Source organism: Streptomyces xiamenensis, from assembly GCF_000993785.3.
Classification (GTDB): Bacteria; Actinomycetota; Actinomycetes; order Streptomycetales; family Streptomycetaceae; genus Streptomyces; species Streptomyces xiamenensis.
On record NZ_CP009922.3, the window covers coordinates 5,307,364 to 5,331,055 of the forward strand.

A 23,692-nucleotide genomic window follows, 5' to 3' on the forward strand; every position below is an offset into this window, starting at 1 on the left:
GCTGCCGGGACACCGTCCGACGTGCGGCTTCCGGCAGGGTGCCCAACTGTTACCCGCCGGTACTGCCGAAGTTATTGACGGTTCACTGCCACAACCCTAGGTTGACCGGGCGGTTGACCGGAGGGCGTGGGCGCAGGGGGTTTCCCGGCCGCCGCCTCCGGCTGTCGTACATCGTCGTACGCGCCTGTCCTCGGGAGACACACCATGCGAAGAAGCACTTGGATTCTGTCCGGTACGGCCGTCGTCGTGCTCGCCGCATCGGCCGTGACCCGGTTCGCCGTGTACCCGGAGGCGCACCAGCTGCCCTCCGACACCGACAGCGTCTTCGCGTACACCGGGACCGCCTCGCTGCTCAACGCCGAGGCCCTGGAGGCGGGCGACGTGGCCAACGCCTTCCTCACCGACCTCCCGGTGTCCGTCGAGCGCCACGTCAAGGTCGTGGACACCGACGGCGGCACGGCCGTGGTCACCGACGACGTGACCGTCAACGGCCCCGACGGCTCCCCGCTGTCGGCCACCGCCCACCGCTGGGCCGTGGACCGCACCGACCTGGTGAACAGCCCGGCGCCCGAGGGCAGCGAGGCGGAGGAGCACCAGGGCCTGGTGATCTCCTGGCCGCTGGAGCCGGAGGAGAAGGACTACACCTTCTGGGACCCGACCACCGCCACCGAGGCCCCCGCGGTCTACGACCGCACCGAGGACCTGGAGGGCCGCACCGCCTACGTGTACGTGATCGACGCGGCCGGGCCGCTCGGTGACCCGGCCATCGCCGAACGGCTGCCCCAGGCCCTCCCGAAGGACCTGCTCGCCGGCATAGCCCAGACACTGCCCGCCGACCAGCTGCCGCCGCCGGAGGCCCTGGAGGCACTGCCCGACCCCGTACCCCTGACGTACGCGGCCACCGTGCAGCGCACCGCCTGGATCGACTCCGAGACCGGCATGGTCCTCGACGGCTCGCTCCAGCAGACCATCGTGGCCCAGACCGCGGGCCCCGACGGGCAGCCGGTCACCCTCGCCCCGGTCAACACCATGGCCATCGAGGGCACCCCGGAGGGCGTGACCGAGCGCGCCGACGACGCCGCCGAGGCGGCGCGGCTGCTGTGGCTGATAGGCGTCCTGGCCCCGCTGGGTCTGGCCGGCATCGCGGTGGTGCTGCTCGCGGTCGCCGCCACCCTGGAGGTGCGCGGCCGGCGCCGCCCGGCGACCGACTGAGCCGCCTGCGCACCGCACCACCGGCACCCGGCCCCCCGGACCCCTCAACGGCGAGGGGCACGGGGGGCCGGGTGCCGGCGCGTGCGGGCGACGGGCCGGCCCAGCGCCCGCACCCACCGCCGTCAGGCCCGTCCGTGCGCCGCCCGGGAGCGGCGCGCCGCCGAATCCAGCGCCACCGCCAGCGCCAGCACCAGCCCGGTGACGATGAACCGGAAGGAGGAGTCCAGGTCCAGCAGCGTCAGCCCGCTGGAGATCGACTGGATGACCAGGATCCCCAGCAGCGCCGAGAACGCGCTGCCCCGGCCGCCGAACAGCGACGTGCCGCCGATCACCGCCGCCGCGATCGCGTTCAGGTTGACGTCGCCCGCCCCGCTGGCCTGGTTCGCCGCCGCAAGGCGCGACGCCGCCAGCACCCCGCCCAGCGCGGCCAGCGACGAGCACAGCATGAACACCGAGGTGTACGTACGCCGTACGTTGATCCCGGCCCGCCGCGCCGCCTCCGCGTTCCCGCCGACCGCGAACACCGAACGCCCCCACCCGGTGCGGGTCAGCGCGTAGTTGAGCACCAGCACCAGCGCCACGAAGGCGACGAACATCCACCCCACGCCCCGGCCCTGGTTCAGATACCAGACCGCGAAGCCGCCGCCCGCCAGCACCAGCGCGCTGCGCAGCGCCAGCACAGCGCCGGAACGGGCCGACAGACCCGCCGCCCGCCGGGTGCGGGCCAGCGCCGACCCGGTGCAGAACAGCGTGACCGCCGCCGCCACCACCAGCACGTACGACAGCCACACCGGGACGAACGCCAGCTGCGCGAAGTGCACAAGCCCCGACTCGTAGGGGAGGTTGATCGCCCCGGTGCTGCCCAGCAGATACAGCTGGACGCCCAGGAAACTGAGCAGCCCGGCCAGCGTGGCCACGAAGCTGGGCACTCCCAGCCGGGTGACCAGCTGCGCGTACAGCCAGCCGATCGCCGCACCGGCCCCGATCGCCGCCGCCAGGGAGAGCGGCAGCGGCCAGCCGGAGTTGACGAAGGTGACGGCGGTCAGCGCGGCGGACAGGCCGCTGACCGAGCCGACCGACAGGTCGATCTGACCCACCAGCAGCACACACACCACGCCGAGCGCGATCACCCCGACCGCGACGGACTCCATCAGCAGATTCACCAGGTTGGCGCTGGAGAGGAACACCGGGTTGAGGATCTGGAACACCGTCCAGATGACGGCCAGCCCGGCGATGATCGGCAGCGGGCCCACGTCCCCGGCCCGCAGCCGCTCCCACAGCGCGCGCACCACCTCGCGCCGGCCGCCGCCGTGCCGCAGCCGCTCGTCCAGCAGATCCAGCGGCGCGGTGGTCTTGATCTCACTCATCGTCCCGGCCCCCCTGACGCGTTCCCCGGTGGTCCTCCGGTACCGGCACCGCGCCGACGATCGCCGCGATGATGTCCTGCTCGGAGACGGCGGCGGTGTCGAAGACTCCGTTGTTGCGGCCCAGCCGCAGCACGGCCACCCGGTCCGCCACCGCCCGGACGTCCGCCATGTTGTGACTGATCATGATCACGCCCAGGCCCCGGTCCCGCAGCCGCCGGATCAGCGCCAGCACCTCCGCGGTCTGGGCCACCCCGAGCGCCGCGGTCGGCTCGTCCAGGATGATCACCTTGGGGTCGCCGAGCAGCGAGCGCGCGATCGCCACCGTCTGCCGCTGACCACCCGACAGCGAGGCCACGGGCACCCGTACGGTCGGGATCTTCGCCGACAACTGCCGCAGCAGCTCCCACGAGCGCAGCTCCATCGCCACCTCGTCCAGCCGCGAACGCCGCACCTCCTGGCCCAGGAACAGATTCCCGACCACATCGAGGTTCTCGCACAGCGCCAGGTCCTGGAACACGGTGGCGATGCCCAGCGCGTGCGCCCCGGCCGGCGAACCGATCGTCACCTCGGCGCCCTCGAAGGTGACGGTCCCGCTGTCCGCGCGGTGCACCCCCGCCAGCACCTTCACCAGCGTGGACTTGCCCGCCCCGTTGTCCCCGACGACGGCGACCACCTCACCGGCCGTCACCTCCAGGTCGACCCCGCTGAGCGCCGCCACCGCGCCGAAGTTCTTGCTGATGCCGCGCAGCGACAGCACCACCGACATGGCACGCCCCCCTCAGCCCGCGTCCGTGACGCCGGCCGCCTCGCACGCCGCCGCGTACTGCCCGGTGCACACCTCGGCGGCGGTGAGCTGATCCGAACCGGCCAGCACCTCGGCGAGGTTGTCCACCGTCACCACGGTGGGCTCGAACAACTGGGCCGGGGTGTCGAAGAGCGTGGTCTCCCCGGCCGGCACCTCGCCCTGGATGAACTGGTACGTCACCTCCGCCGCCGCCTCCGCCACGATCTTGATGGGCTTGGAGATGGTGTTGTACTGGTCGCCCGCCACGATCCGCTGCGCCGCCGCGACCTCGAAGTCATTGCCGGTGACGGGCGGGACCGGCACCCCGGCCGCCTTGAACGCGGCGATCGCCCCGCCGCCCGTACCGTCGTTGGCGGCCACCACCCCGGCGATCCCGTCGCCGAACCGGGTGATCTGGCCGCCCACCCACTCCTGCGCCTTGGCCGGCTGCCAGTCCGGGGTGTCGTACTCGGCCAGCAGCTCGAAGCCGCTGTCGTCGATCGCGTTGTGGATGCCCTGCTTGATGAGCCCGGCGGCGGCGTCGGTGGGGGAGCCGTTGACCTGGAGCAGCCCGCCCCGAGCGCCGGAGGCCCGCAGCTCCTCGACGAGGGAGAGCCCGATGGACTCGCCGATCCTCTCGTTGTCGAAGGAGATGTAGTAGTCGGGCGCGGTGCCCAGGACCGGCCGGTCGTAGGCGATCACCGGAACGCCCTGCGCGCGGGCGGTACCGACGATGCCGGCCGCCGCGTTGGAGTCGACCGGGTCGATGACGATGGCGCTCACCCCCTGGGCGAGCGCGGAGTTGGCCTGCTGCTGCTGGCGGGAGGCGTCGGCGTTGGCGTTCTGGTAGATGACCTCGCAGTCGCCGCACAGCTCCTTGATCCTGGCCTCGAACAGCGGGCTGTCGTACAGCTCGTAGCGCGGCGAGGCGATGTCCGGCATCAGGAAGGCGATCTTGTCGCCCCCGCCTCCGCCGCCCTTCCCGTCGGCCGCCTCGTTGGCGGCGCAGCCGGTGGCGGCGGTGGTCAGGGCTATGAGAGCGGCGGTGAGGAGCGTCAGCGGTCGGCGTCTGGGCACGGCGGTGTGTCCTTTCACGACGGGACGGTGCGGTTGAGGCAGAGCAGGGCCGCGGGCCCGGTGGGGTCGGCGGGCAGGGCGATCTCGGTGAACGCCACGTTCTCCACCCGGGGGAAGATCCGCCGGTAGTGGGAGAGCGGCAGTCCGATCAGCTCGCACAGGGCGAGCCGCAGGATGGTGCTGTGCGCGACGACGAGCACGGTGCGGCCGGGGTGCCGCGCGTGCACGGACCGCAGGGCGCCGGCGGCCCGCGCGGCGGCTTCGGCGGGCGGTTCGGCTCCCGGGAACGGATGCGCCACCGGGTCGGCCACGAACCGCGCCACCAGCTCCGGGTCCGCCTCCTGCCGCGTCCGCCCCTCCAGCGTGCCGAAATCCGCCTCCCGCAGGCCGGGTTCGCGCTCGACGGAGGTACCCACCGCCTCGGCGGCCGGCGTCGCGGTCCGCACCGCCCGCCCCAGCGGCGAACTGACGACCACCTCGACCCCCTCACCGACGCCGGCCACGGCCAGCGCCGCGGTCTGCCGCTCCCCGGCCTCGGTCAGCGCGGGATCGGTACGCGCCCCCGCGTACCGGTTCTCCCGGTGCCACACGGTCTGCGCGTGCCGCACCAGCAGCAGCCGCCCCCGGGGCGGTGCGCCGGCCGTCACCGCCACCCCCGCGCGCCGCGGCACCGCGCAGCCGGTGACCGGAGCCGCCGCCTTCACCTCCGGCCGGACGCCGCCTTCCGGGAAGCGGTGCGGCCCGGCCCCTCATGAGCCACCACCGTTCGCCCGGTGCAGCAGGGGCTTGCCACGGCGCCAGCGGTCGGCCTCCGCCGCCACCATCCGGGCCGCCCGCCGCGCGACCGCCCGGCTCGCCCCCGCCAGATGCGGGGTCAGGACCAGATTCGGCGCCCCGCGCAGCGGATGGTCGGCCGGCAGCGGCTCCTCGTCGTAGACATCCAGCGCCGCCGCGAACAGCCGCCCCTCCCGCAGCGCGCCGGCCAGCGCCGCGTAGTCCAGCAGCCCGCCCCTGGCACAGTTCACCAGCACCGCGCCGGGCGGCAGCGCCGCCAGCTCCGCTGCGCCGATCATGCCCGCCGTCTCCGGCGTCAGCCGCGCGTGCAGCGACAGCACCCCGCTGGAGGCCAGCAACTCCGGCAGCTCCACCAGCCGCACCCCCGCCGGCAGTGCCGCCGGATCCGCGTACGGGTCGGCCACCAGCACCCGCGCCCCCAGCGCGGTGAGCGCCGCCGCCACCCGGCCGCCGACCGCCCCGGCCCCCACCAGGCCCACCGTGGTGCCCTCGATCTCCAGCCCCGTGGCCTCGTACGCGAACTGCGCGCTGTCCCAGCGCCCCGCCAGCACCCCGGCGTGCGCCTGCGGAATCCGCCGCATCGCCGCCAGCATCAGCCCGACGGTGTGCTCGGCCGTCGAGGCCGCGTTACGCCCCGGCGCGAACGTCACCGCCACCCCGTGCTCGGCCGCCGCCGCCAGGTTCGCGTTGACCGGGCCGCCCCGCGACACCGCGAACAGCTCCAGATCCGGGCACGCCCGGAGCACCCGCCGGGTCAGCGGCGCCATCTGCGTCAGGCACACCCGTACCCCCGCCAGCGCCTCGATCAGCACGTCCTCGCTGCCCGACGCCTCCACCACCTCCCCGACCGGCCCGAACGGCACGTGTGGCCACGGCAGTTCCAGCTCCCGCACCTGCCACGCGGACGGGCCGCCGCCCGTCGCGTGCAGCGCCTCGGTCAGCAGCCGGTTCAGCACGAATCCGTCACCGGCGGCCAGCACCGGGATCGGTTCCTCCACGCTCCTCGTCCCTTCCCTCATCAGCGGTCGGTCCAGCCCGCCAGCCAGCCGCGTTCGGTGAGCGCGGCGACCAGCAGCTCGTAGCCGGGGGTCAGCCGGGCGTTGCGGTCAGGGTCCGGCTCCAGCGTGCGCAGCACCCGTACCAGCCGCCGCGCCGCCGCCGGGATGTCGCCGGTCACCGCGCCCGCGGCCAGCACCGCCATGCCCAGCGCCGGTTCGGGGTTCGCCGGCAGCCGCACCCGCATCCCGAGCATGTCGCAGCGCAACTGGTTCCACCACGGGTTGCGCGCCGCCCCGCCGGTGAACGTCACCGGACCGCCCACATCGGCCCCCGACGCCGCCAGCACCCCGAACGCCAGCCGCTCGATGTGCGCCACCCCCAGGCACACCGCGGCGAAGTCCCGCGCCCGGTCCCCGGTCGAGACGTCCAGCGGCCCGTCCCCGAGGAATCCGCGCGCCCCGGAGGCCACGAACGGGAACCGCTCACCGTGCCCCACCAGCGGGTAACACACCGGCACCCCGGCCACGTTCACCTTCGCCGCCGCCCGGGTCAGCGCCGCCAGGTCGGCCCCCTGGAACAGCTCCCGCACCGCGCCCGCCCCCGTACTGGAGGCCCCGCCCGGCAGCCACAGCTCCCCGTACGGCGCGCGGTGCGAGTACACCGCCCCGGTCGGATCGCGCGGCAGCACCGTGCTGACCCCCTTGAGCGTCAGCGTCGTGCCCAGCACCGCGTTCCACTCACCGGCCTCCAGCGCCCCGGCACCCAGCTGCGCCGCGCACCCGTCGGTCATCCCGGCGATCACGGGCGTGCCGTACGGCAGCCCGGTGCGCGCCGCCGCCGCCCGGCACACCTCACCCAGCACGGCCCCCGGCCGCACCACCTCCGGCAGCAGCCCCGGATCGATCCGCAGCCGCGCCAGCACCTCCGCCGGCCAGCGCTCACCGAGCAGGTCGTAGCCGCTCTTCAACGCGTGACTGGAGTCGGCGGCCACCGGATGCCCCACCAGCGCCGCCGCCACCACGTCCGGCTGGTGCGCCAGCCGCACCCCGCCGTCCGCCAGCAGTCCGGCGTCCCGCCACCACAGCAGCTTCGGCAGCGCCCACGCGGGCTGCATCCGGTACCCCAGGTGCTGCCACAGGCCCGCTCCGGCCTCCTGCGCCTCGGCGGCCAGTGCGCCCGCCCGGCTGTCGTCGTACATCAGCCCCGGGGTACGGGGCACCCCGGCCGGCCCGGTCAGCAGTACCGTCCCGGAGGTGGCGCACACGGCGAGCGCGCCCACCGGGCGCCCGCCGAGCGACCCCGACAGCTCGGCGAGGGCCTCGGCCGTCCGCTCCCACCAGGAGGCCGGGTCCTGTTCGTGCCGCGCTCCGTCCCGCCGGCCGCGCAGCGGTCGGGCGGCGGCGGCCACCGTACGGCCCTCGTCGTCGACGGCCAGTGCCCGCACGCTCTGGGTGCCCAGGTCGACCCCGATCCACACCGGCTCAGCCATCGGCCCGCCATCCGCCCCAGCGCGTCGTGGCCAACTCCCGGGTGGCCAGGAACTCCTGGTGCTCGTCGTCGTGGAACTCCCGCAGTCGCGGCGAGGGTTCGTAGCGGTGGCCGGTGTGCACGAGGGCACCGGCGGCCGCGGTCAGATCCGGGTAGCGGCCGAGCGCGGTGAGCGCGGACAGCAGCGCGCCCTTGGCGCCGACCTGGCTGTCCCGGGAGGAGACGGCCGGCAGCCCGGTGATGTCGGCGATCAGCCGGCACCACAGCTCGCTGGCCGCGCCGCCGCCGCACAGCGCCAGCTCGGTGGGCCGGGCCGGAGCGGCGTCCAGACAGTCCCGGATGACATGCGCCAGGCCCTCCAGGACAGCCCGCGCCAGGTGCGCGCGACCGTGGCTGAACAGTGCCCCGGTCAGCAGCCCGCTGGCCGCCGGATCGAGGAAGGGTGCGCGCTCACCGGCGGGCGAGAGGTACGGCAGGACGCGCAGCCCCTCGGCCCCCGGCGGCACGCGGGCGGCCAGTTCGGACAGCTCACGGTGGTCGCGCAGCCCGAGCAACTCCACCGTCCAGTCCAGGACCCCGGTGCCGGCCAGGGTCGGGAAGGCCCGCATGAGCAGCTCCGGAACGCCGAAGTCCAGGGTCAGACCGGCGGGTTCGCCCTCCTCCGGCGCCGCCCGGCGGATGAGCACCTCGGTGCACAGGGTGGTGCCCAGCACACACGTGGCCTGCCCGGCGGCGGTGGTGCCGGTGCCCAGGGCGGTGGCGACCACGTCGTACGGGGCGAGCACCACCGGCGTACCGGAGGGCAGCCCCAGCTCGCAGGCCGCCCCGGTGACCAGCTCCGCGACCAGCTCCTCGCCGCTCAGCAGCGGCGGCAGCAGCGCACGGTGCGCGGAGAGTCCGTACCACTCGATCAGCTTGTCGGAGTAGTCGCGGGTGCGGATGTCGAGCCAGGGCGCGGACGCCTCGGACGGGTGCAGCCCCAGCACGCCCGTCAGCCGCAGGAACAGCCAGCTGCCGCAGGTCAGTACGGCGTGCGCGGCGCGCAGGGACTCCGGCTCCCGCTCGGCGAGCACCCGCAGGATGGCGTTCGGCAGGCCCGCGTTGCTGAGCGAGGCGTTGTCGCGGTACGCCCGCTCCAGCACGCCCTCGGTGCGCCAGCGGCGGACGACGGCGGCGGCGCGGGCGTCGTTCCACAGCACCGCGGGCCGTACCGGGCGGTGCTCGTGGTCCACCAGCCAGGCGCCGTCGCCCTGGGCGGTGAGGGCCAGCAGCCCGACGGGGCGCGCCACCTCGGTGACGGCCTCTCGGACCGCGCCGGCCACCGCGCTCCAGACCTCGTCCATGTCCTGCTCGGCCGCGCCCGGGTGGGGGTGGTGGACGCGGGTCTCGCGCCGGCTGACCGTCAGTTCCCGTCCGGCGGCGTCGAAGACCACCGCCTTGATCACGGTGGTGCCGGCGTCGACGCACACCGCGACTTCCTCGTTCCGCACCGCCATCCCGCCGCACCTCATTCCGGCCGACCCCGATGTGACGCGTATTACACGCACGCTCCCGGAATTTCGCAACTTTTCACATTGATCTTGGGGGCGCGTGTCGTGCGGAACCGGAAAAGGGGCAGTTCGGGGCCGCCGTGCCGCTGTCGCTGGTGGCCGACCAACCGGGTGAACTTCACATGACGTAGCAGAACTGAGGGGCTGTCAGTTCGCCGGTTCAGCAGTCCTCCACCACATCGACGCGGGCGCCCCTCGCCCACAGCTCGCGCACCGTACGCGGCGCGGTGCCGCCGTCCACCACCACCCGGTCCAGCTCCGCCAGCGCCGCCAGCCGGTGCGGCGCGCGGCGGTCGAACTTGGAGTGGTCGATCAGCGCGACGGTCCGGGAGGCCGAGGCCACCAGCGCCCGCCTGGTGATGGCGGTGCGCAGCGACTGGAGGTAACACACCCCGTCCGCCACCGCCGTGGTGGACACGAAGAGCAGATCGGGCCGGATGCCGGCCGCCGCGTCCGCCGTGTCCTGGCCCAGGAAGGAGTCGTACGCCGCGTCGTACCGGCCGCCAAGACCCACCAGTTCGATGCCCGGCTGGGCGGCCAGCGCCCGGATCACCGGCAGGAAGTGCGTCACCACGGTGAGCGGCGCGCGCTCCGGCAGCAGCCGGGCGAGCACCAGGGACGTCGTGCTGTCGTCCAGCGCCACCACCTGCCCGGACTCGACCTCGGTGGCCAGCGCCTCGCGGGCGATCGCCAGCTTCGCGTCCACCTGGGCCTGCATCCGGTGTTCGAGGTCGCCGTGGAAGGTGGTGGTCGGGGCGCTGGTCGCGCCGCCGCGCACCTTGTGCAGGAATCCGCGCCGGGCCAGCTCGTCGAGGTCGCGGTGCACCGTCATGATGCTGACCCCGTACTCCCGGGCCAGCGCGTCCACCCGCACGAATCCCGCCTCGGCCACCTGCCGGCGCATGGCCACCCGCCGCAGTTCCGGATTCCGCCGTGCCCCGTCCGCCGTCATGGGATCACCCGCCATCCGCCCAGCATCGCACGGGGGTTGACGGGTGTTCGGTGGACGGAATCGGACCGATGTGCGTGGGAGCGCTTCCACGAAGGGCGTGTGCATGTCACGATCCGCACGACGTGCCGCTCCGCGAACCGAAACCGGCCCAACAGCCTCCACCGCCGCGCGAGCCGGCCCCGTACCCCCACTCCTCGCGCCGAAGGGACCCCGATGACCACCACCTCGCCCCGCACGGCGGGACGGCGGCGACGGCCGCCCCGCACCGTACTCGCCACCCTGCTCGGCGCCCTCGCGCCGCTGCTCGCGGCGATGTTCCTCACCGCACCGCCCGCCTCCGCCGCCACCCTCACCGAGGTGACCGGCTTCGGCGCCAACCCCAGCGGCCTGCGGATGCATCTGTACGTGCCCGACACCGTCCAGCAGCGCCCCGCCATCCTGGTGGCCGTGCACTACTGCACCGGCAGCGGCCCCGCCTTCCACTCCGGCACCGAGTTCGCCTCGCTCGCCGACCGCCACGGCTTCATCGTCATCTACCCGTCCGCCACCCGCAGCGGCCAGTGCTTCGACGTCTCCTCACCCCAGGCGCTGCGCCGCGACGGCGGCAGTGACCCGGTCGGCATCCGCTCGATGGTCGACCACGTGCAGCGCACCCACGGCGGCGACCCGGAACGCGTCTACGTCACCGGCGCCTCCTCCGGCGCCATGATGACCAACGTGCTGCTGGGCGTCTACCCCGATGTCTTCAAAGCGGGCGCCGCGTTCGCCGGGGTCCCGTTCGGCTGCTTCGCCACCACCGACGGCTCCGGCTGGAACAGCGCCTGCGCACAGGGGCAGATCAGCCGTACCCCGCAGGAGTGGGGCGACCTCGTACGGGCCGCCCACCCCGGCTACACCGGGCCGCGACCGCGCATGCAGATATGGCACGGCACCACGGACGACGTGCTGCGCTACCCGAACTTCGGGGAGCAGATCAAGCAGTGGACACAGGTGCTGGGAGTGAGCCAGACACCCGCGTACAGCGATCAGCCGCAGGCCGGCTGGAACCGCACCCGCTACGGCGGCACCGGCGACCAGGCCCCGGTGGAGGCCATCAGCCTCCAGGGCACCGGACACAACGTGCCCGGCGGCGGCATGGCGGCCCGGGTGATCGCGTTCTTCGGCCTCGACCAGGGCGGCGGCGACCCCGGCCCGGGCCCCGGGCCCGACCCCCAGCCGGGCGCCTGCCGGGTGGGGATCGCGACCAACGCCTGGAACACCGGGCTGACCGCCGAGCTGACCGTCACCAACACCGGCACCACGACGGTGAGCGGCTGGTCGCTGGCCTTCTCGCTGCCCCCCGGCCAGGCCATCACCGCGGGCTGGAACGCCACCTACACCACCTCCGGCGGCACCGTGACGGCCACCCCGGTGGCCCACAACACCAGCATCGCCCCGGGCGCGAGCGTCAGCTTCGGCTACCAGGCCACCCACACGGGCAACGCGGCGGGCCCGGCCGCTTTCGCCCTCAACGGCGCCGGGTGCACGATGTCCTGACCGGCCACAGCGCGGCCCGGGCCGCCGGGGGCGTGCCGGCGGGAGTGGCGTGGCGGTCCCGGGCCGACCGCCGTGTTCGGGGCGACAGCCGGTCCGCTTGAATGATCAGCATGAACGCTTCTTTTCCGCCACGAGCCCAGCACGGCACCCTCGGTTCGGGTGTCATCCTCCTCTTCTTCGGAACCGTGTGGTGGCTCGTGGGGGCCATCGCCCTGGGGGAGGTCGCCGTCCTCGTCGCGGGACTGGCCGCGGTCGTGGCCCTGTCCGTGCTCGCCGTGCGCCGCCTGGACAACATCGGCGGCCGGGAGGCGTACGAGCGGGCCGCCCCGGCCTACCGGACGGCCAACGCCGCCCAGGCGGCCGGGATCGCGGCCGTCGTGGCCGTCTGTGTGGCCACCGGCGGGCAGCAGTGGATTCCGGCCCTCGTCACGGTCGTGGTCGGGGCTCACTTCTTCCCGCTGGTCCGTCCCTTCGGCCGTCCCGAGTACCGCTGGACCGGGGCCCTGCTCATCGCCCTGGGCCTCGCCGGCTGCGTCACCGCCCTCGCCGGGGCCGAGGTGACGACGGTCCTGACCCTGTCCGGCCTGGGATCGGCCGCGATCCTGTGGGGCACGACCGCCTGGCACGTGGTGGGCGGGGCGCCCGACGCCTCCGCCGCACCGCACGAGCGGGAAACGGCGGACTGACCGGCTCCACCCCGGCCCGCTCCCGCCCGTAGGACGCCGTCCGGGACGGGATCCATCGGTTCGACGCGGTCGGCCCGGTCCGGGGAGCTTCCGCCGGGGCGGCCGACCACCGGCGACAGCGGCCCGATCGCCCGGCCCCGGCACTGTGAGGAGCCGGCGGCCTCCGCCAGGACGCGGGCGAGTTCGCGGGGGCGGGTGGCCATCGGCCAGTGACCCGAGTCGAGGTGCACGTACGCGAGGTCGGTGGCGGCCCCGTCGAGCCACAGGCCGGCGATGAGCAGGATGCCCACGGTGGTTCTCCCGGAGCGGAAGCGAGGCTGACCGCCGGCACGCCATCGGGAGACTCTGACACCGGGCTCGGGGCCGGATGATCTTCGCGAAGGGATCGGCCAGAACCGGCCCGCCACACCCCCTTGCCGGCCTCCGTACGCGTGGTGGTCGGCGCCGACGCCCGGGCGGGCCCACCGTCCGGTGCCCGCCCGGGCGCGGATCCCCCCGGCGTACTCGGCCGGGCCACGGCTCATGCCCCGACACGCGCAAGGACGGGTACCCGACCCGTCATTCGCGGCTCGACGGTGCGGACGTCCGCCCGGCGGCCGGCGGGGGAGAAGCGAAGCCCCCGCCGGCCGCGACGGTCACCCGGTGGTGCAGGCGGCGCCACTGAGCGTGAAACCGGTGGGGGCGGCGTTGGCGCTTCCCTTGTCGGCGAGGAAACCGACCGTGACGGTCCCGCCCGCCGGGATGCCGGCGTTGTAGGCGGCCGGTGCCACACTCACCCCGCCACCGCTCTGGGTGGCGGTACCGCCCCACATGCTGGAGACGGTCTGACCGCTGGGAAAGACGAACGCCAGGGTCCACCCGTCGAGGGGTGCCGTGCCGGTGTTGCGGATGACGATCTCGCCCTGGAACCCGCCGTTCCACTCGCCGACGACGCGGTAGGCGACCGCGCATCCGGCGTTCGGCTGGGGCTCCTCACCGCCGCCCTCGCCGTCGAAGACAGTGGCTTCCTGGGCGGTCTCGCCGATGCCGTTGGGGCCGTGGAAGATGCGCTCGCCCCAGGAGCTGAGCCGGCTGGGGTCGAAATCGATCGCGAGGTCGAGGATGGGGTCGGTGTTGCCGGACCAGGACCAGGCCAGATACCCGAGCCGGTACTGCTCGGCGGCGGCGAGCATGGCGTCCTCGTCCGGATCGCCCCACTCGTCCGGCGGCCCGCCGAACTCACCGATCACCAGGGGCAGCCCGGCCTGGACGAACGACCCCAGGTAGTCGGTGATCTTCTGCGCCGTGTCGTAGACGCTGTACATGTGGATCGAGAAGATCAGATTGCCGGTGGTGTCGGCCTCGTAGACGGACTGGGCGGTGGCGCGCATCACGCCCTGCCAGTCCTGGCCCCAGTTGGGCGCGTCCACCATGATCGTGTGCTCGAAGCCGGCGTTCCGCAGCTTCTCGACGGCGGCGATGGTGGGCGCGGTCCAGCCCTCGGGGTCGGTGTTGCCCCACGGCTCGTTGCCGATGTTGATGATGACGTAGTCCTCTTCACCGGTGAGGACGCTCTGGAGCCCGATCCAGTAGTCGGCGGCGCCGTCCAGGGTGTCGGCCGCGGCCTCCTCCCCGTATCCGGTGGTGTCGTGGACCTCCAGCACGCAGATGAGCCGGTTGGCCTTGCACTGGGCGACGACGGAGGCCACATCGGCGGCGCTGTTCTCGGACCACCGGTAGCCGTTGGACAGCACGACCCGTACGGTGTTGGATCCCAGCGCCTTCACATCGGCCAGCGACTGGGTCTCGCCGGGGTACCAGGTGTGGGCGTGGTTCACGCCACGCATGATGAAGTCGTTGCCGTTGCCTTCGACCAGCCGGCCGTCGCTGATGTGCAGCCCGGTGGCGAGGGCCGGCTCCTCCTGCGCCTGTGCGGTGGCCGACCCGGGGCCGCCGAGCACGAGGACTCCGATCATTCCGGCCAGGGCGCCCAGCAGCGCGGTCAGTGGGCGTTTGCGTCTGGTGCTTCTTGCTGTTCTCACTGCGACTCCAGAGAGTGAGCACGACGGGAACATTGGGAGCGCTCCCATAAACCCATCGCACCCGTAAGCCGTCAAGACATCGCGCAGACCCCCACCGAATCCCACCAAAGTCACCACCTGGCCACGGGCAGTGAGAGTGTGCGGAGCACCCGGCGGAGCTTGGTATCGTTGTCGTCGTCACAGCGACACACCCCGTCCGGGTGGCGGAATGGCAGACGCGCTAGCTTGAGGTGCTAGTGCCCTCTTATGGGCGTGGGGGTTCAAGTCCCCCCTCGGACACCAGCAGGAACCCCAGTTCACCTGGGGTTTTTGTGTTGTAAGGACTTAGTCGTGACCAGCGCAGTGACCAGCCCGTGAACGAGCTCGGTCGTCAGACGACCTTGCCCAGTCCGATCCGGCCGGCGCTGGATGCGGCCAGCTTCCGGGCACCCTCGTCCCGCGGCTTCCTCTACCGAGCCCCCGCACCGCCGATTTCCTGACGGCTCCGTGCCCCGACGCTTACAGGGGCGAGACTTTCTCACCTGCACCGGACAGGCGATTTCGGCAGTCGAGCACATACGGCGCGTGTTCAAGAAGCGACTCGTAGTCGAATTCAGCATGGTCCGTGAGCAGTACCACGACGTCGGACGTTGCCATCTCTTCCGCAGTCGCGTCCACTCGAACCAAGCGTGCATCGGTGGGAATGTCCGCCACCACGAGTGGGTCGGCACCGCGTACCTCCGCGCCGAGGCCGAGAAGCAGCTCGGCGATCCGAGCGGCGGGGGCTTCTCGTGCATCTCCGGTGTTCGCCTTATATGCCAGGCCAAGCAGGAGTACCCGGGAGCCGTTGACCGGTCGGCGCCGGTGGTTCAGCCCTTCCGTGAGACGCCGCACCACGTAGTCCGGCATGTGGCTGTTCACGTCGTTAGCCAGCTCGACAAAACGGAACGGCCGACCGAGCGCCCGTTCCACGCGCCAGGGGAGGAAGGACGGGTCAATCGGCAAGCAGTGTCCACCGACCCCCGGACCCGGGTCGAACCGCATGAACCCGAACGGCTTCGTGGCCGCCGCGTCAATCGCCCCCCAGATGTCGATCCCCAGGTCGTGAGCGAACACTGCCAGCTCGTTGACCAGTGCGATATTGACGTGCCGGAAGGTGTTCTCCAGCAGCTTGGCCAGCTCGGCCTCCTTGCAGGAGAAGGTGGGCACGGTTCGCTCCACCAGTTGCCGGTAGAAGTTGTTCACCGCATGCAGCGAGTCCCGGTCGATCCCGGAGACGATTTTCGGGGTGTTCTCCAAACACCAGACCGGGTTGCCCGGGTCGATCCGCTCGGGGCTGTATCCCAGGTGGAAATCGCGACCGGCGATCAGCCCGGAGCCCTTCTCCAACAGTGGCGCAAGCAGTTCCTCGGTGGTGCCTGGGTAGGTCGTGGACTCCAGTACCACCATGGTCCCCGGCCTCAGATGTGCGGCTAGCGCGTCGCCGGCCGCCTCGATGTAGGAGAGGTCGGGCACCCCTTCGTGCAATGGTGTCGGGACGGTGATCACTCCGACGTCGTAGCCTGCCAGGTCGGCCCGATCGGCGGACGGCTGATAGTTCCCGCTCCCGAGGACCAGGCGCAGCCGGTCGGTCATGATGTCTTCGATGTACGACTCACCGCGGGTCAGTTTGTCGACCCGGTGTGGGTCGATGTCGTACCCATCGAGGAACGGGCTGCTGTAGCCCGGGGCGCTGATTGTCCGTTGAGGCATCGTTATCGCAGGTCGGAGCCGGCGCGACATCTTGACTGCGCCCGGCTCGGGCATCCCGGCAATCATGCCTCCCGCTCGGCGTCGATGGCGGCGATCAGAGCTTCGACCCGGGTGCGGATCTCGTCGCGGATGGGTCGGACGGCCTCCACTCCCTGGCCGGCCGGGTCCTCCAGGGCCCAGTCCAGGTATGTCCTGCCGGGGAAGACGGGGCACGCGTCGCCGCATCCCATGGTGATGACGTAGTCGGACGCCTTGACGGCCTCTGTCGTCAGGAGCTTCGGCAACTCGGTCGAGATGTCGATGCCGGCCTCGGCCATGGCCTCGACAGCGGCGGGATTGACCTGGTCGGCGGGGAGGGAACCCGCCGAGCTGACCTCGACGCGGTCACCGGCCAGGTGGGTGAGAAAGCCGGCGGCCATCTGTGAGCGGCCGGCGTTGTGGACACAGACGAACAGCACGGAGGCGAGCGGTGCGGTCGGTTGGGGGGCCATCGCTTGGTTCCTTCACTCCATGGATGAGATCAGCCGAGACTGGTGTCAGCGCGAGCTGATATGAAAGTATCAGTGCATGCTGACTTCAGTCGATGCTGATCTCATCCGGGTGCTGGCCGACCCGCTGCGGCTCCAGATCGTGGGCTTGCTGGCGCACGAGACGCTGTGCACCACACACCTGGTGGAGGAGACCGGGGCGAAGCAGACGAATCTCTCCAACCATCTGCGCGTCCTGCGTGAGGCCGGCGTGGTGGAGACGGAGCCGTGCGGCCGTTTCACTTACTACAAGCTGCGCCCCGAGGTGCTGGAGAGCCTGGCCGGGCGGTTCACCGGCCTGGCCGCGACCGCGCGCGACACCGCAGAGCACCAGCGGAAGCGAGCCTGCCCGTGACCACCACCCGAACACCGTCCACAACGGGCCCGGATGCGGACGAAGCCACCGGGATTGTCGCGAAGCTCTCGACCCTGGACCGCTTCCTGGCGGTGTGGATCCTCGCGGCCATGGCGGCGGGGCTCCTGCTGGGGCGGGTGGTGGATGGTCTGGACGAAGCGCTGGCCGGCCTGGAGGTCGGCGGGATCTCCCTGCCGATCGCCCTGGGCCTGCTGATCATGATGTACCCGGTGCTGGCGAAGGTCCGCTACGACCGCACCAGCCTGGCCACCGTGACCGGCGACCGGCGACTCATGGCCCTGAGCCTGGCCGTCAACTGGCTGATCGGCCCTGCGGTGATGTTCGCCCTGGCGTGGATCTTCCTGCCGGACCTGCCCGAGTACCGCACCGGGCTGATCATCGTCGGCCTCGCGCGCTGCATCGCCATGGTGATCATCTGGAACGACCTGGCCTGTGGTGACCGGGAAGCCGCCGCCGTGCTGGTGGCGCTGAACTCGGTCTTCCAGGTGGTCGCCTTCGGTCTGCTGGGCTGGTTCTACCTCGACCTCCTGCCCGGCTGGCTCGGCCTGGGCGAAGGCGAGCACCTCGACATCTCCGCAGGCGAGATCGCCCTGAACGTCCTGGTCTTCCTCGGCATCCCGTTGCTGGCCGGGTTCCTCACCCGCCGGATCGGGGAGCTACGCCTGGGCCGGGAACGCTACGAGACGAAGGTGCTGCCACGGATCGGACCGTGGGCGCTGTACGGTCTGCTGTTCACCATCGTGCTGCTGTTCGCCCTCCAGGGCGACGCCATCACCTCCGAGCCGTGGGACGTGGCCCGGATCGCGCTGCCGCTGCTGGCGTACTTCGCCGTGATGTGGTTCGGGTCCTACGCCATGGGACGGGCGGCGGGTCTTCCTTACGACCGCACCGCCACCCTCGCCTTCACCGCCGCCGGCAACAACTTCGAACTCGCCATCGCGGTGGCCATCGGCACCTTCGGCGTCACCTCGGGACAAGCCCTCGCCGGCGTCGTCGGCCCTCTCATCGAGGTCCCCGTCCTGGTGGCCCTGGTCTACGTCTCCCTCGCCCTGCGCCGCCGTGCCGACCGGGAAACGACGGCCTGAGCAGCGGATCACCTCGCGTGACGAGAGCCCGTCGCATCCGAATGGGGGAGCGGCGGGCCCTTCGGCGCCGCTGCCTCGCCGCCTGCTGCCCGCCGGCCCGGGACGCTGGGGTCAGGTGGTGGTGCGGAGGTCGAGCATCGCGGACATCGCGGCCACGACCGAGGGGGCGACCCGGTAATACACCCAGGTGCCACGCCGATCGGAGGTCAGCAGGCCCGCCTCGCGCAGCTTCTTCAGGTGGTGACTGACCGTGGGCTGCGAGACGCCCACGTCCTGGATGTCACACACGCACGCCTCCCCGCCCGGATGAGAGGCCACGCGCGAGAACAGGCGCAGCCGCACCGGATCGGACAGCGCCTTGAACATCACCGCCATGCGCTCGGCATCCCGCACCGACAGCTCCCCCGCCGTGATGGGCGGACAGCAAGGCACCGCGTTCTCCTCCGGCTCCAGTACCGGGAGCTCCACCCTCTTGGACTTCGACATACGTCTATGTTGACATTCGTCGATGTGAAGGGGCAAGCTCGAAATATCGATGAACGTCGATTCAGAAAGCGTGAGGAGTGCTGATCATGCCGGACACCGGTCTGCCCGTCGCCGTCATCGGCGCCGGCCCCATCGGGCTTGCCGCCGCCGCCCACCTTCTTGAGCGGGGCATCGAACCCCTGGTCCTCGAACGCGGACCCCGGGCCGGCGCGGCGGTGCACGCATGGGGCCACGTTCGCCTGTTCTCCACCTGGAGCGAGCTGATCGACCCGGCCGCGGAGAAGCTGCTGGCGCCCACCGGCTGGTCCCGGCCCGAGGCGGGCGACTACCCCACCGGCGCGCAATGGGCCCAGGCGTATCTCCAGCCGCTGGCCGACGCCCTCGGCGAGCGCGTCCGCTACGGCGCCACCGTGACCGGTGTGGCCAGGGCCGGCCGCGACCGTGTGGTGGACTCCGGCCGCGACATCCAGCCCTTCACCCTCCACCTCACCCTCGCCGACGGCACCGAGCAGCGCGTCACCGCCCGCGCCGTGATCGACGCCTCCGGCACCTGCACCACCCCCAACCCGCTCGGCGCCGACGGCTACCCAGCCATCGGGGAGCGGGCCCTGGCCGCCGCCGGCCGCATCACCTACCGCGTCCCCGACCTCAACGACCCGGCCGAGCGACACCGCTTCGCCCGCAAGCACACCGCCGTCGTCGGTACCGGCGCCTCCGCCTTCACCGCCCTCGCCGGCCTGGCCGACCTCGCCAAGGACGAGGAGGGCACCGGCACCCACGCGGTATGGATCCTGCGCCGCGGCATCTCCGGCTCCACCTTCGGTGGCGGCACCGCCGACCAACTCCCCGCCCGGGGCGCCCTGGGCCTGGCCGCCAAAGCCGCCGTCGAACAGGGCCACGCCGACGCCGTCACCGGCTTCCGCACCATCGGCGTCGAACGCGAAAGCGACGACCGCCTCGTCCTGATCGCCGAAGACGGCCGCCGCACCGAACCCGTCGACCACATCATCGTTCTCACCGGCCTGCGCCCCGACCTCACCTTCCTGTCGGAAGTCCGACTCGGCCTGGACGAACGCCTCTCCGCCCCCACCGCACTCGCTCCGCTGATCGACCCCAACGCCCACTCGTGCGGCACCGTCTACCCCCACGGCGTCAAGGAACTGACCCACCCCGAGCATGATCTGTTCCTCACCGGCATGAAGTCCTACGGCCGCGCCCCCACCTTCCTTGCCATGACCGGCTACGAACAGGTCCGCTCCATCGCCGCCCACCTCGCCGGCGACACCGAAGCCGCACACCGCGTCGAACTCACCCTCCCCGAGAGCGGAGTCTGTGGCGGCTCCGGCCTCTATGACGTCCCCGACCCGGACCGGAGGGCCGGTGCGAGCGGCTGCTGCACCACCACCCAGCCGCAGCTCGTGCGCCTGGGGACAGCCGTCCCGACCGCCTCGGACGACCGGACACCGTCGGGCGGTTGCTGCGGCTCGTAGGCTCCACCCATCCGGCGCCGTCGGGCCGCGGTGGGAACACGGTCGCGGCCCACGTCGCCAGGAGTGCATCGCTCGCCGGGGCCGTCGTCAAGGGCTCGGGGAGATCCCGCGTGAGCAACCACGTGGACAACGGAAGTGATCTTGCCGGACCGGGCGACCGCGAGTCATCCGGCTCGGCCGGCCATGCCGCCATGAGGCCGGCCGGTCGAGCCGGTGGACGCGGTACTCAGGACGCGTCGCGGTGTGACGCGGGGGGCCCGGCGTCGGCGATGATCTCGCGGGCCTCGGCGGGGATGTCGCCGGGGGTGAAGACGACGGTTCCCTCGACGGTGTTGCCGCGTTCGCCGGTGACCAGGCCGGTGATGGCCGGGTTGGTCGTGTAGTTCCCGGTCAGGGTCTGGTCGCCGGTGGTGTTGCCGTTCTGGTTGTTGGCGTGCGCCCACTGTCCCGCCGTGTTGAGGAAGACGTTGCGGGTGGCGGCGATGTACCGGGAGCCTTCGTCGAAGTACAGCCCGAGTTGGCCGCTGTTCTCGCAGAAGTTCCCCTCGATGCTGCTGCCGGGCATCGCGGACAGCGTGTAGACGCAGCCGGCGTCGAACAGGGTGTGGATCACGTCGCTGATGTGATTGCCCGCCACGCGGACCTCGGACAGGGTGGTGGGTGTGTCGTAGACCGGCTGGAAGTCGTAGAGCCCGCGGTTGAGGTATTCGGGGTTGCCGCCGGGGTCATTGGCGCCCCAGCCGAATCCGACACCGATGCCCGTGTAGGGCATGTCGGACACCTCATTGTGCTCAATGGTCAGCCGGGTCACGTAGCTGGCGAAGATCCCGTCGTGGTCGAGGTACTCCAGCGCGGTGGAGAAGACACGGTTGTGACGGATGAGGATGTCGCTGTTGGTCATGCGTGCGTCGGAGGGGTGGTGGGCGTCGGGGCGCACTCCGCCGACCACGATGCCGCCGCCCGCGCCGGCGGTGAACGTGTTGCCGATGACGGAGACATCCCGTGCCCCGAGGCCGACGCCGGTGGCGTGCGCGTTGGCGTCGTTGCCGATGCCCAGCCCGACCGAGCCGAGATTCACGAAGGTGTTGCTCTCGAAGAGGATGTCGTGCGCCGCCGACACCTGCACGGCGGCGGGCGCCTGCCCCCAGGTGTTGCGGGCTCCCTCGAAACCCCTGCACCCGGCCGCGCAGGAGGTGAACGCGTCGGCGGGCCGGTGCTCCTGGACACCGGTGAGGAACGTGCCGGTCTGCTGGTTGGCGTATCCGTCGGGCGAACCGGGGTGCAGCCAGGTGGTACCGGTGAAGGTGAGCCCTTCGAAGGAGAGGTCGCGGGCGGGTTCGTCGTAGCTGCCGCCGACCTCCACCAGGGTTTCCAGGCGGGGCAGTTCGACCCGCGTGTTCGCCAGGTCCTGCCCGGCGAGCGGCTTGTAGTAGAGCGTCCCGCCCGTGGTGTCCAGGTACCACTCGCCGGGCTCGTCGAGGAACGCCTTGGAGTTCAGCAGCCAGAACGTCGGCGCGCGGAACGGCGACTGGATCGTGTCGTAGCCGTAGGTGTTGTTGTCCCACGCCGGCTGTCGCATGACGACCGTGGAGCCGGAGATGCTGTCCACCGGCGCGAAGCGATTGGTGAACGACAGCATCGCCTGGAGTTCGACGCGCCGCTGGTCGGGCAGGTCCGCGAGATAGCCGAGGTCCGGGTTGTCCAGGGTGAAGCCGGTGGCGTTGAGGCTGATGTCCGACGGGGCCAGAGCGGTGCGCGCACGCTGGGCGAGGGCACCGTCGACGTACAGCTGACGGGTGTCGAAGCCCGTGCCGACCTCCGCCCGGTAGACACCGGTGGCGGGATCGTCCAGTTCCCAGCCGGTGACCGGCTCGGACCCGCTCAGCACGGGCCGCGCTCCCTCGGCGGCCCGATACGCCACGGTGTGGCCGTCCCGTCCGGAGTCGGCGGCGTCGAACCGCAGCGGCTCACTGAGCCGGTACGTCCCGTCCAGGAGCGTGACGGTGACGTCGCCGTCGGCCCGGGCGGCGAGCTCCCGCGCCCGGTGCTGCGCCTCCGCCAGGGTCGCCAGCGGCTGTTCGGCGGTGCCGGGGCCGCCATCGGCGGCGTGCTGGGCGCCGGTGGGTGCGACGACGATGGTGTGGCCGGTGGGCGCGGCGTGTGCCGTGGGAACGGGCAGGGCGGTGAACACCGCGGTGGACAGGGCCGCGGCACACGCCGCGAGGGGTATCCGCAGGCGGGTCGAGAGCTGTGGTGGGGGCACGGCTTACGTCCTTTCGTCGTGGCGGGGCGTCACCAGGAGGTCGAGATCCGGGTGGAGTGCGGGGCGCGGTTCCTGGACGACCGGAGCAGGGGGCGTGGACCGCGCGGGGTGCGGTGGCGGGTTGCCGGTCACCGGGAGCAGTCGCCGTCCGGCCTGCTCCGGTCTGATGTGCGGGGTGCCCGGCGCGGCGGTGTGCGGTGTGTGGCGGGCGGCGATCGTTTCCGCGTCGACGCGCAGACCGAGTCCCGGAGTGTCGCCGAGGACGAACGCGCCGTCCGCCACGTGCAGGTCGAGGGAGAGTCCGGCCGGGGGCTGAAGGTCCTGGAGCTCGCTGACCAGGTGATGGGGCATGGCCGTCGCGGCGTGCAGCAGCCCGATGGGGGTGTTGCCGATCGGGCTGACGGGGAGGTCGTGGGCGTGGGCCAGGGCTGCGACCCGCAGAAAGTGGGTCACCCCGTGGACCGCGGCGGTCTGGACGATGTCGAGCGCGCCCGCGGCGAGAAGTGGCCGGTACTGTTCCAGACCCGTCAGGTTCTCCCCGCTCGCCACCGAGGCGCGGACTCCGCGCTGGACGGCGGCCAGGCCCTCGGCGTCCCAGCGCCGGACGGGCTCCTCGATCCAGATGAGGTCCAGGGTGCGTTCGATCTCGGCGACGTGCCGGACGGCCTGTTTTCGGGTCCAGGTCTCGTTCGCGTCGAGCATCAGGCCGGGCCGTACGCCGTGTGCGGCATCGCGCAGCACCTCCTGGACCAGGGTCAGACGCCGCCGGTCCCGGTCGGGGTCGAGGCCGCCCTTGATCTTGGCCGCCCGGATGCCGTGCTCGGCGTACTCCTGGTAGACCGCGACCAGTTCGTCCTCGCTCAGCCCGATGTCGAGGCCGGAGGCGTAGGCGGGTACGGTCCGGTCGAGGCCGCCGAGCAGCCGCCACAGGGGTTCTCCGGCCGCTTGCGCCTTGATGTCCCACAAGGCGGTGTCGAGGGCGCCGATGGTTCCGAACCGGGCCCCGGCGTGCCCGGCTTTGAAGGTCTGCCGCAGCATGCGGTCGTAGAGCACGGTCACGCCGCGCGGGTCCTCACCTTCGATGGCCGCGAAGAGGACGTCCGCTTCCGCGTGTGATCCCAGGCCGACGCCGGTGATGCCCTCGTCCGTGTCCACGAGGATGATCGGGACGGGGACGACGCCGTCGGCGAAGACGCCGTTGGCGTCCCCGACGGGACGGCCCCACCTGTGCACCGTCGTCAGGGTGCGATACCCGGTGATCCGCATG

At 72.2% G+C, this 23,692-nt stretch carries 20 protein-coding genes and 1 tRNA gene; 7 read left to right on the forward strand and 14 right to left on the reverse strand.

Translation table 11 applies throughout. The annotated features are described in order from the left end of the window. Nucleotides 1-204 precede the first annotated feature (204 nt). Nucleotides 205-1,212, forward strand: a complete 1,008-nt coding sequence (locus SXIM_RS24355) for a porin PorA family protein (protein WP_046725126.1) — start codon at nt 205-207, stop codon at nt 1,210-1,212. A 122-nt stretch (nt 1,213-1,334) separates the two neighbouring features. On the opposite strand, the gene SXIM_RS24360 is transcribed toward SXIM_RS24355, so the two are convergent. The 8 genes from SXIM_RS24360 to SXIM_RS24395 form a co-directional block, all read right to left on the reverse strand. Next, a complete protein-coding gene (locus SXIM_RS24360) occupies nt 1,335-2,579 on the reverse strand; it encodes a sugar ABC transporter permease (protein ID WP_046725127.1) in 1,245 nt (414 codons plus the stop codon). Then, nucleotides 2,572-3,345, reverse strand: a complete 774-nt coding sequence (locus SXIM_RS24365; protein WP_046725128.1) for an ATP-binding cassette domain-containing protein — start codon at nt 3,343-3,345, stop codon at nt 2,572-2,574. Before SXIM_RS24365 ends, SXIM_RS24360 begins: the two co-directional genes overlap by 8 nt. A gap of 12 nt (nt 3,346-3,357) precedes the next feature. Further along, entirely contained in the window at nt 3,358-4,440 is a 1,083-nt protein-coding gene (locus tag SXIM_RS24370) for an ABC transporter substrate-binding protein (protein ID WP_053116289.1), read from the reverse strand. Nucleotides 4,441-4,454: 14 nt separating this feature from the next. After that, nucleotides 4,455-5,144: a histidine phosphatase family protein gene (locus SXIM_RS24375; protein ID WP_342783633.1), complete on the reverse strand. Its 690-nt coding sequence runs from the start codon at nt 5,142-5,144 to the stop codon at nt 4,455-4,457. Nucleotides 5,145-5,189: 45 nt separating this feature from the next. Beyond that, the gene (locus tag SXIM_RS24380; protein ID WP_174864340.1) at nt 5,190-6,254 is read right to left on the reverse strand and encodes an NAD(P)-dependent oxidoreductase; all 1,065 of its coding nucleotides are present in this window, start codon (nt 6,252-6,254) and stop codon (nt 5,190-5,192) included. Next, a complete protein-coding gene (locus SXIM_RS24385) occupies nt 6,254-7,723 on the reverse strand; it encodes an FGGY-family carbohydrate kinase (RefSeq protein WP_046725129.1) in 1,470 nt (489 codons plus the stop codon). The genes SXIM_RS24380 and SXIM_RS24385 overlap by 1 nt, the downstream gene beginning before the upstream one ends. Continuing rightward, nucleotides 7,716-9,218 carry an FGGY-family carbohydrate kinase gene (locus SXIM_RS24390; RefSeq protein WP_046725130.1) on the reverse strand — a complete coding sequence of 501 codons (1,503 nt, stop codon included), beginning with the start codon at nt 9,216-9,218 and terminating at the stop codon, nt 7,716-7,718. The genes SXIM_RS24385 and SXIM_RS24390 overlap by 8 nt, the downstream gene beginning before the upstream one ends. A 214-nt stretch (nt 9,219-9,432) precedes the next feature. Next, nucleotides 9,433-10,239, reverse strand: a complete 807-nt coding sequence (locus SXIM_RS24395) for a DeoR/GlpR family DNA-binding transcription regulator (protein ID WP_234306842.1) — start codon at nt 10,237-10,239, stop codon at nt 9,433-9,435. 198 nt (nt 10,240-10,437) lie between these two features. On the opposite strand from SXIM_RS24395, the gene SXIM_RS24400 reads away from it, so the two are divergent. Further along, nucleotides 10,438-11,760: an extracellular catalytic domain type 1 short-chain-length polyhydroxyalkanoate depolymerase gene (locus SXIM_RS24400; RefSeq protein ID WP_030731238.1), complete on the forward strand. Its 1,323-nt coding sequence runs from the start codon at nt 10,438-10,440 to the stop codon at nt 11,758-11,760. A 110-nt stretch (nt 11,761-11,870) separates the two neighbouring features. Next, on the forward strand, nt 11,871-12,446 hold the full coding sequence (locus SXIM_RS27590; RefSeq protein WP_046725131.1) for a hypothetical protein: 576 nt from the start codon (nt 11,871-11,873) through the stop codon (nt 12,444-12,446). 635 nt (nt 12,447-13,081) lie between these two features. Here SXIM_RS27590 and SXIM_RS24415 read toward each other — a convergent pair. Next, nucleotides 13,082-14,467 (reverse strand): cellulase family glycosylhydrolase, encoded by a 1,386-nt coding sequence (locus tag SXIM_RS24415; protein WP_046725132.1) that lies wholly within the window; start codon nt 14,465-14,467, stop codon nt 13,082-13,084. A 194-nt stretch (nt 14,468-14,661) separates the two neighbouring features. On the opposite strand from SXIM_RS24415, the gene SXIM_RS24420 reads away from it, so the two are divergent. Next, nucleotides 14,662-14,749: transfer RNA gene (locus tag SXIM_RS24420), tRNA-Leu, on the forward strand. Nucleotides 14,750-14,965: 216 nt separating this feature from the next. On the opposite strand, the gene SXIM_RS24425 is transcribed toward SXIM_RS24420, so the two are convergent. Together SXIM_RS24425 and SXIM_RS24430 are read right to left on the reverse strand one after the other, a co-directional pair. Beyond that, nucleotides 14,966-16,198 carry a nucleotide sugar dehydrogenase gene (locus tag SXIM_RS24425; protein ID WP_046725897.1) on the reverse strand — a complete coding sequence of 411 codons (1,233 nt, stop codon included), beginning with the start codon at nt 16,196-16,198 and terminating at the stop codon, nt 14,966-14,968. Nucleotides 16,199-16,260: 62 nt separating this feature from the next. Next, the gene (locus tag SXIM_RS24430) at nt 16,261-16,689 is read right to left on the reverse strand and encodes an arsenate reductase ArsC (RefSeq protein WP_046725133.1); all 429 of its coding nucleotides are present in this window, start codon (nt 16,687-16,689) and stop codon (nt 16,261-16,263) included. A 76-nt stretch (nt 16,690-16,765) separates the two neighbouring features. Here SXIM_RS24430 and SXIM_RS24435 point away from each other — a divergent pair, with 76 nt between their 5' ends. After that, nucleotides 16,766-17,080, forward strand: coding sequence for an ArsR/SmtB family transcription factor (locus SXIM_RS24435; RefSeq protein WP_046725134.1), 315 nt, complete (start codon nt 16,766-16,768; stop codon nt 17,078-17,080). Next, nucleotides 17,077-18,186, forward strand: coding sequence for an ACR3 family arsenite efflux transporter (gene arsB, locus SXIM_RS24440; protein ID WP_030731258.1), 1,110 nt, complete (start codon nt 17,077-17,079; stop codon nt 18,184-18,186). The genes SXIM_RS24435 and arsB overlap by 4 nt, the downstream gene beginning before the upstream one ends. A 111-nt stretch (nt 18,187-18,297) precedes the next feature. Here the strand turns inward: arsB and SXIM_RS24445 are convergent, their stop codons facing one another. After that, nucleotides 18,298-18,672 (reverse strand): ArsR/SmtB family transcription factor, encoded by a 375-nt coding sequence (locus tag SXIM_RS24445; protein ID WP_030731262.1) that lies wholly within the window; start codon nt 18,670-18,672, stop codon nt 18,298-18,300. A gap of 86 nt (nt 18,673-18,758) precedes the next feature. Between SXIM_RS24445 and SXIM_RS24450 the strand changes: the two genes are divergently transcribed. Continuing rightward, nucleotides 18,759-20,162: an FAD-dependent oxidoreductase gene (locus SXIM_RS24450; RefSeq protein WP_046725898.1), complete on the forward strand. Its 1,404-nt coding sequence runs from the start codon at nt 18,759-18,761 to the stop codon at nt 20,160-20,162. A gap of 226 nt (nt 20,163-20,388) precedes the next feature. Here SXIM_RS24450 and SXIM_RS24455 read toward each other — a convergent pair whose 3' ends face one another. Both SXIM_RS24455 and SXIM_RS24460 read right to left on the reverse strand, forming a co-directional pair. Further along, nucleotides 20,389-22,425 carry a right-handed parallel beta-helix repeat-containing protein gene (locus tag SXIM_RS24455; RefSeq protein ID WP_246156934.1) on the reverse strand — a complete coding sequence of 679 codons (2,037 nt, stop codon included), beginning with the start codon at nt 22,423-22,425 and terminating at the stop codon, nt 20,389-20,391. Between the two features lie 3 nt (nt 22,426-22,428). Next, the gene (locus tag SXIM_RS24460; protein WP_078847022.1) at nt 22,429-23,691 is read right to left on the reverse strand and encodes a mandelate racemase/muconate lactonizing enzyme family protein; all 1,263 of its coding nucleotides are present in this window, start codon (nt 23,689-23,691) and stop codon (nt 22,429-22,431) included. Nucleotide 23,692: the final 1 nt, after the last annotated feature.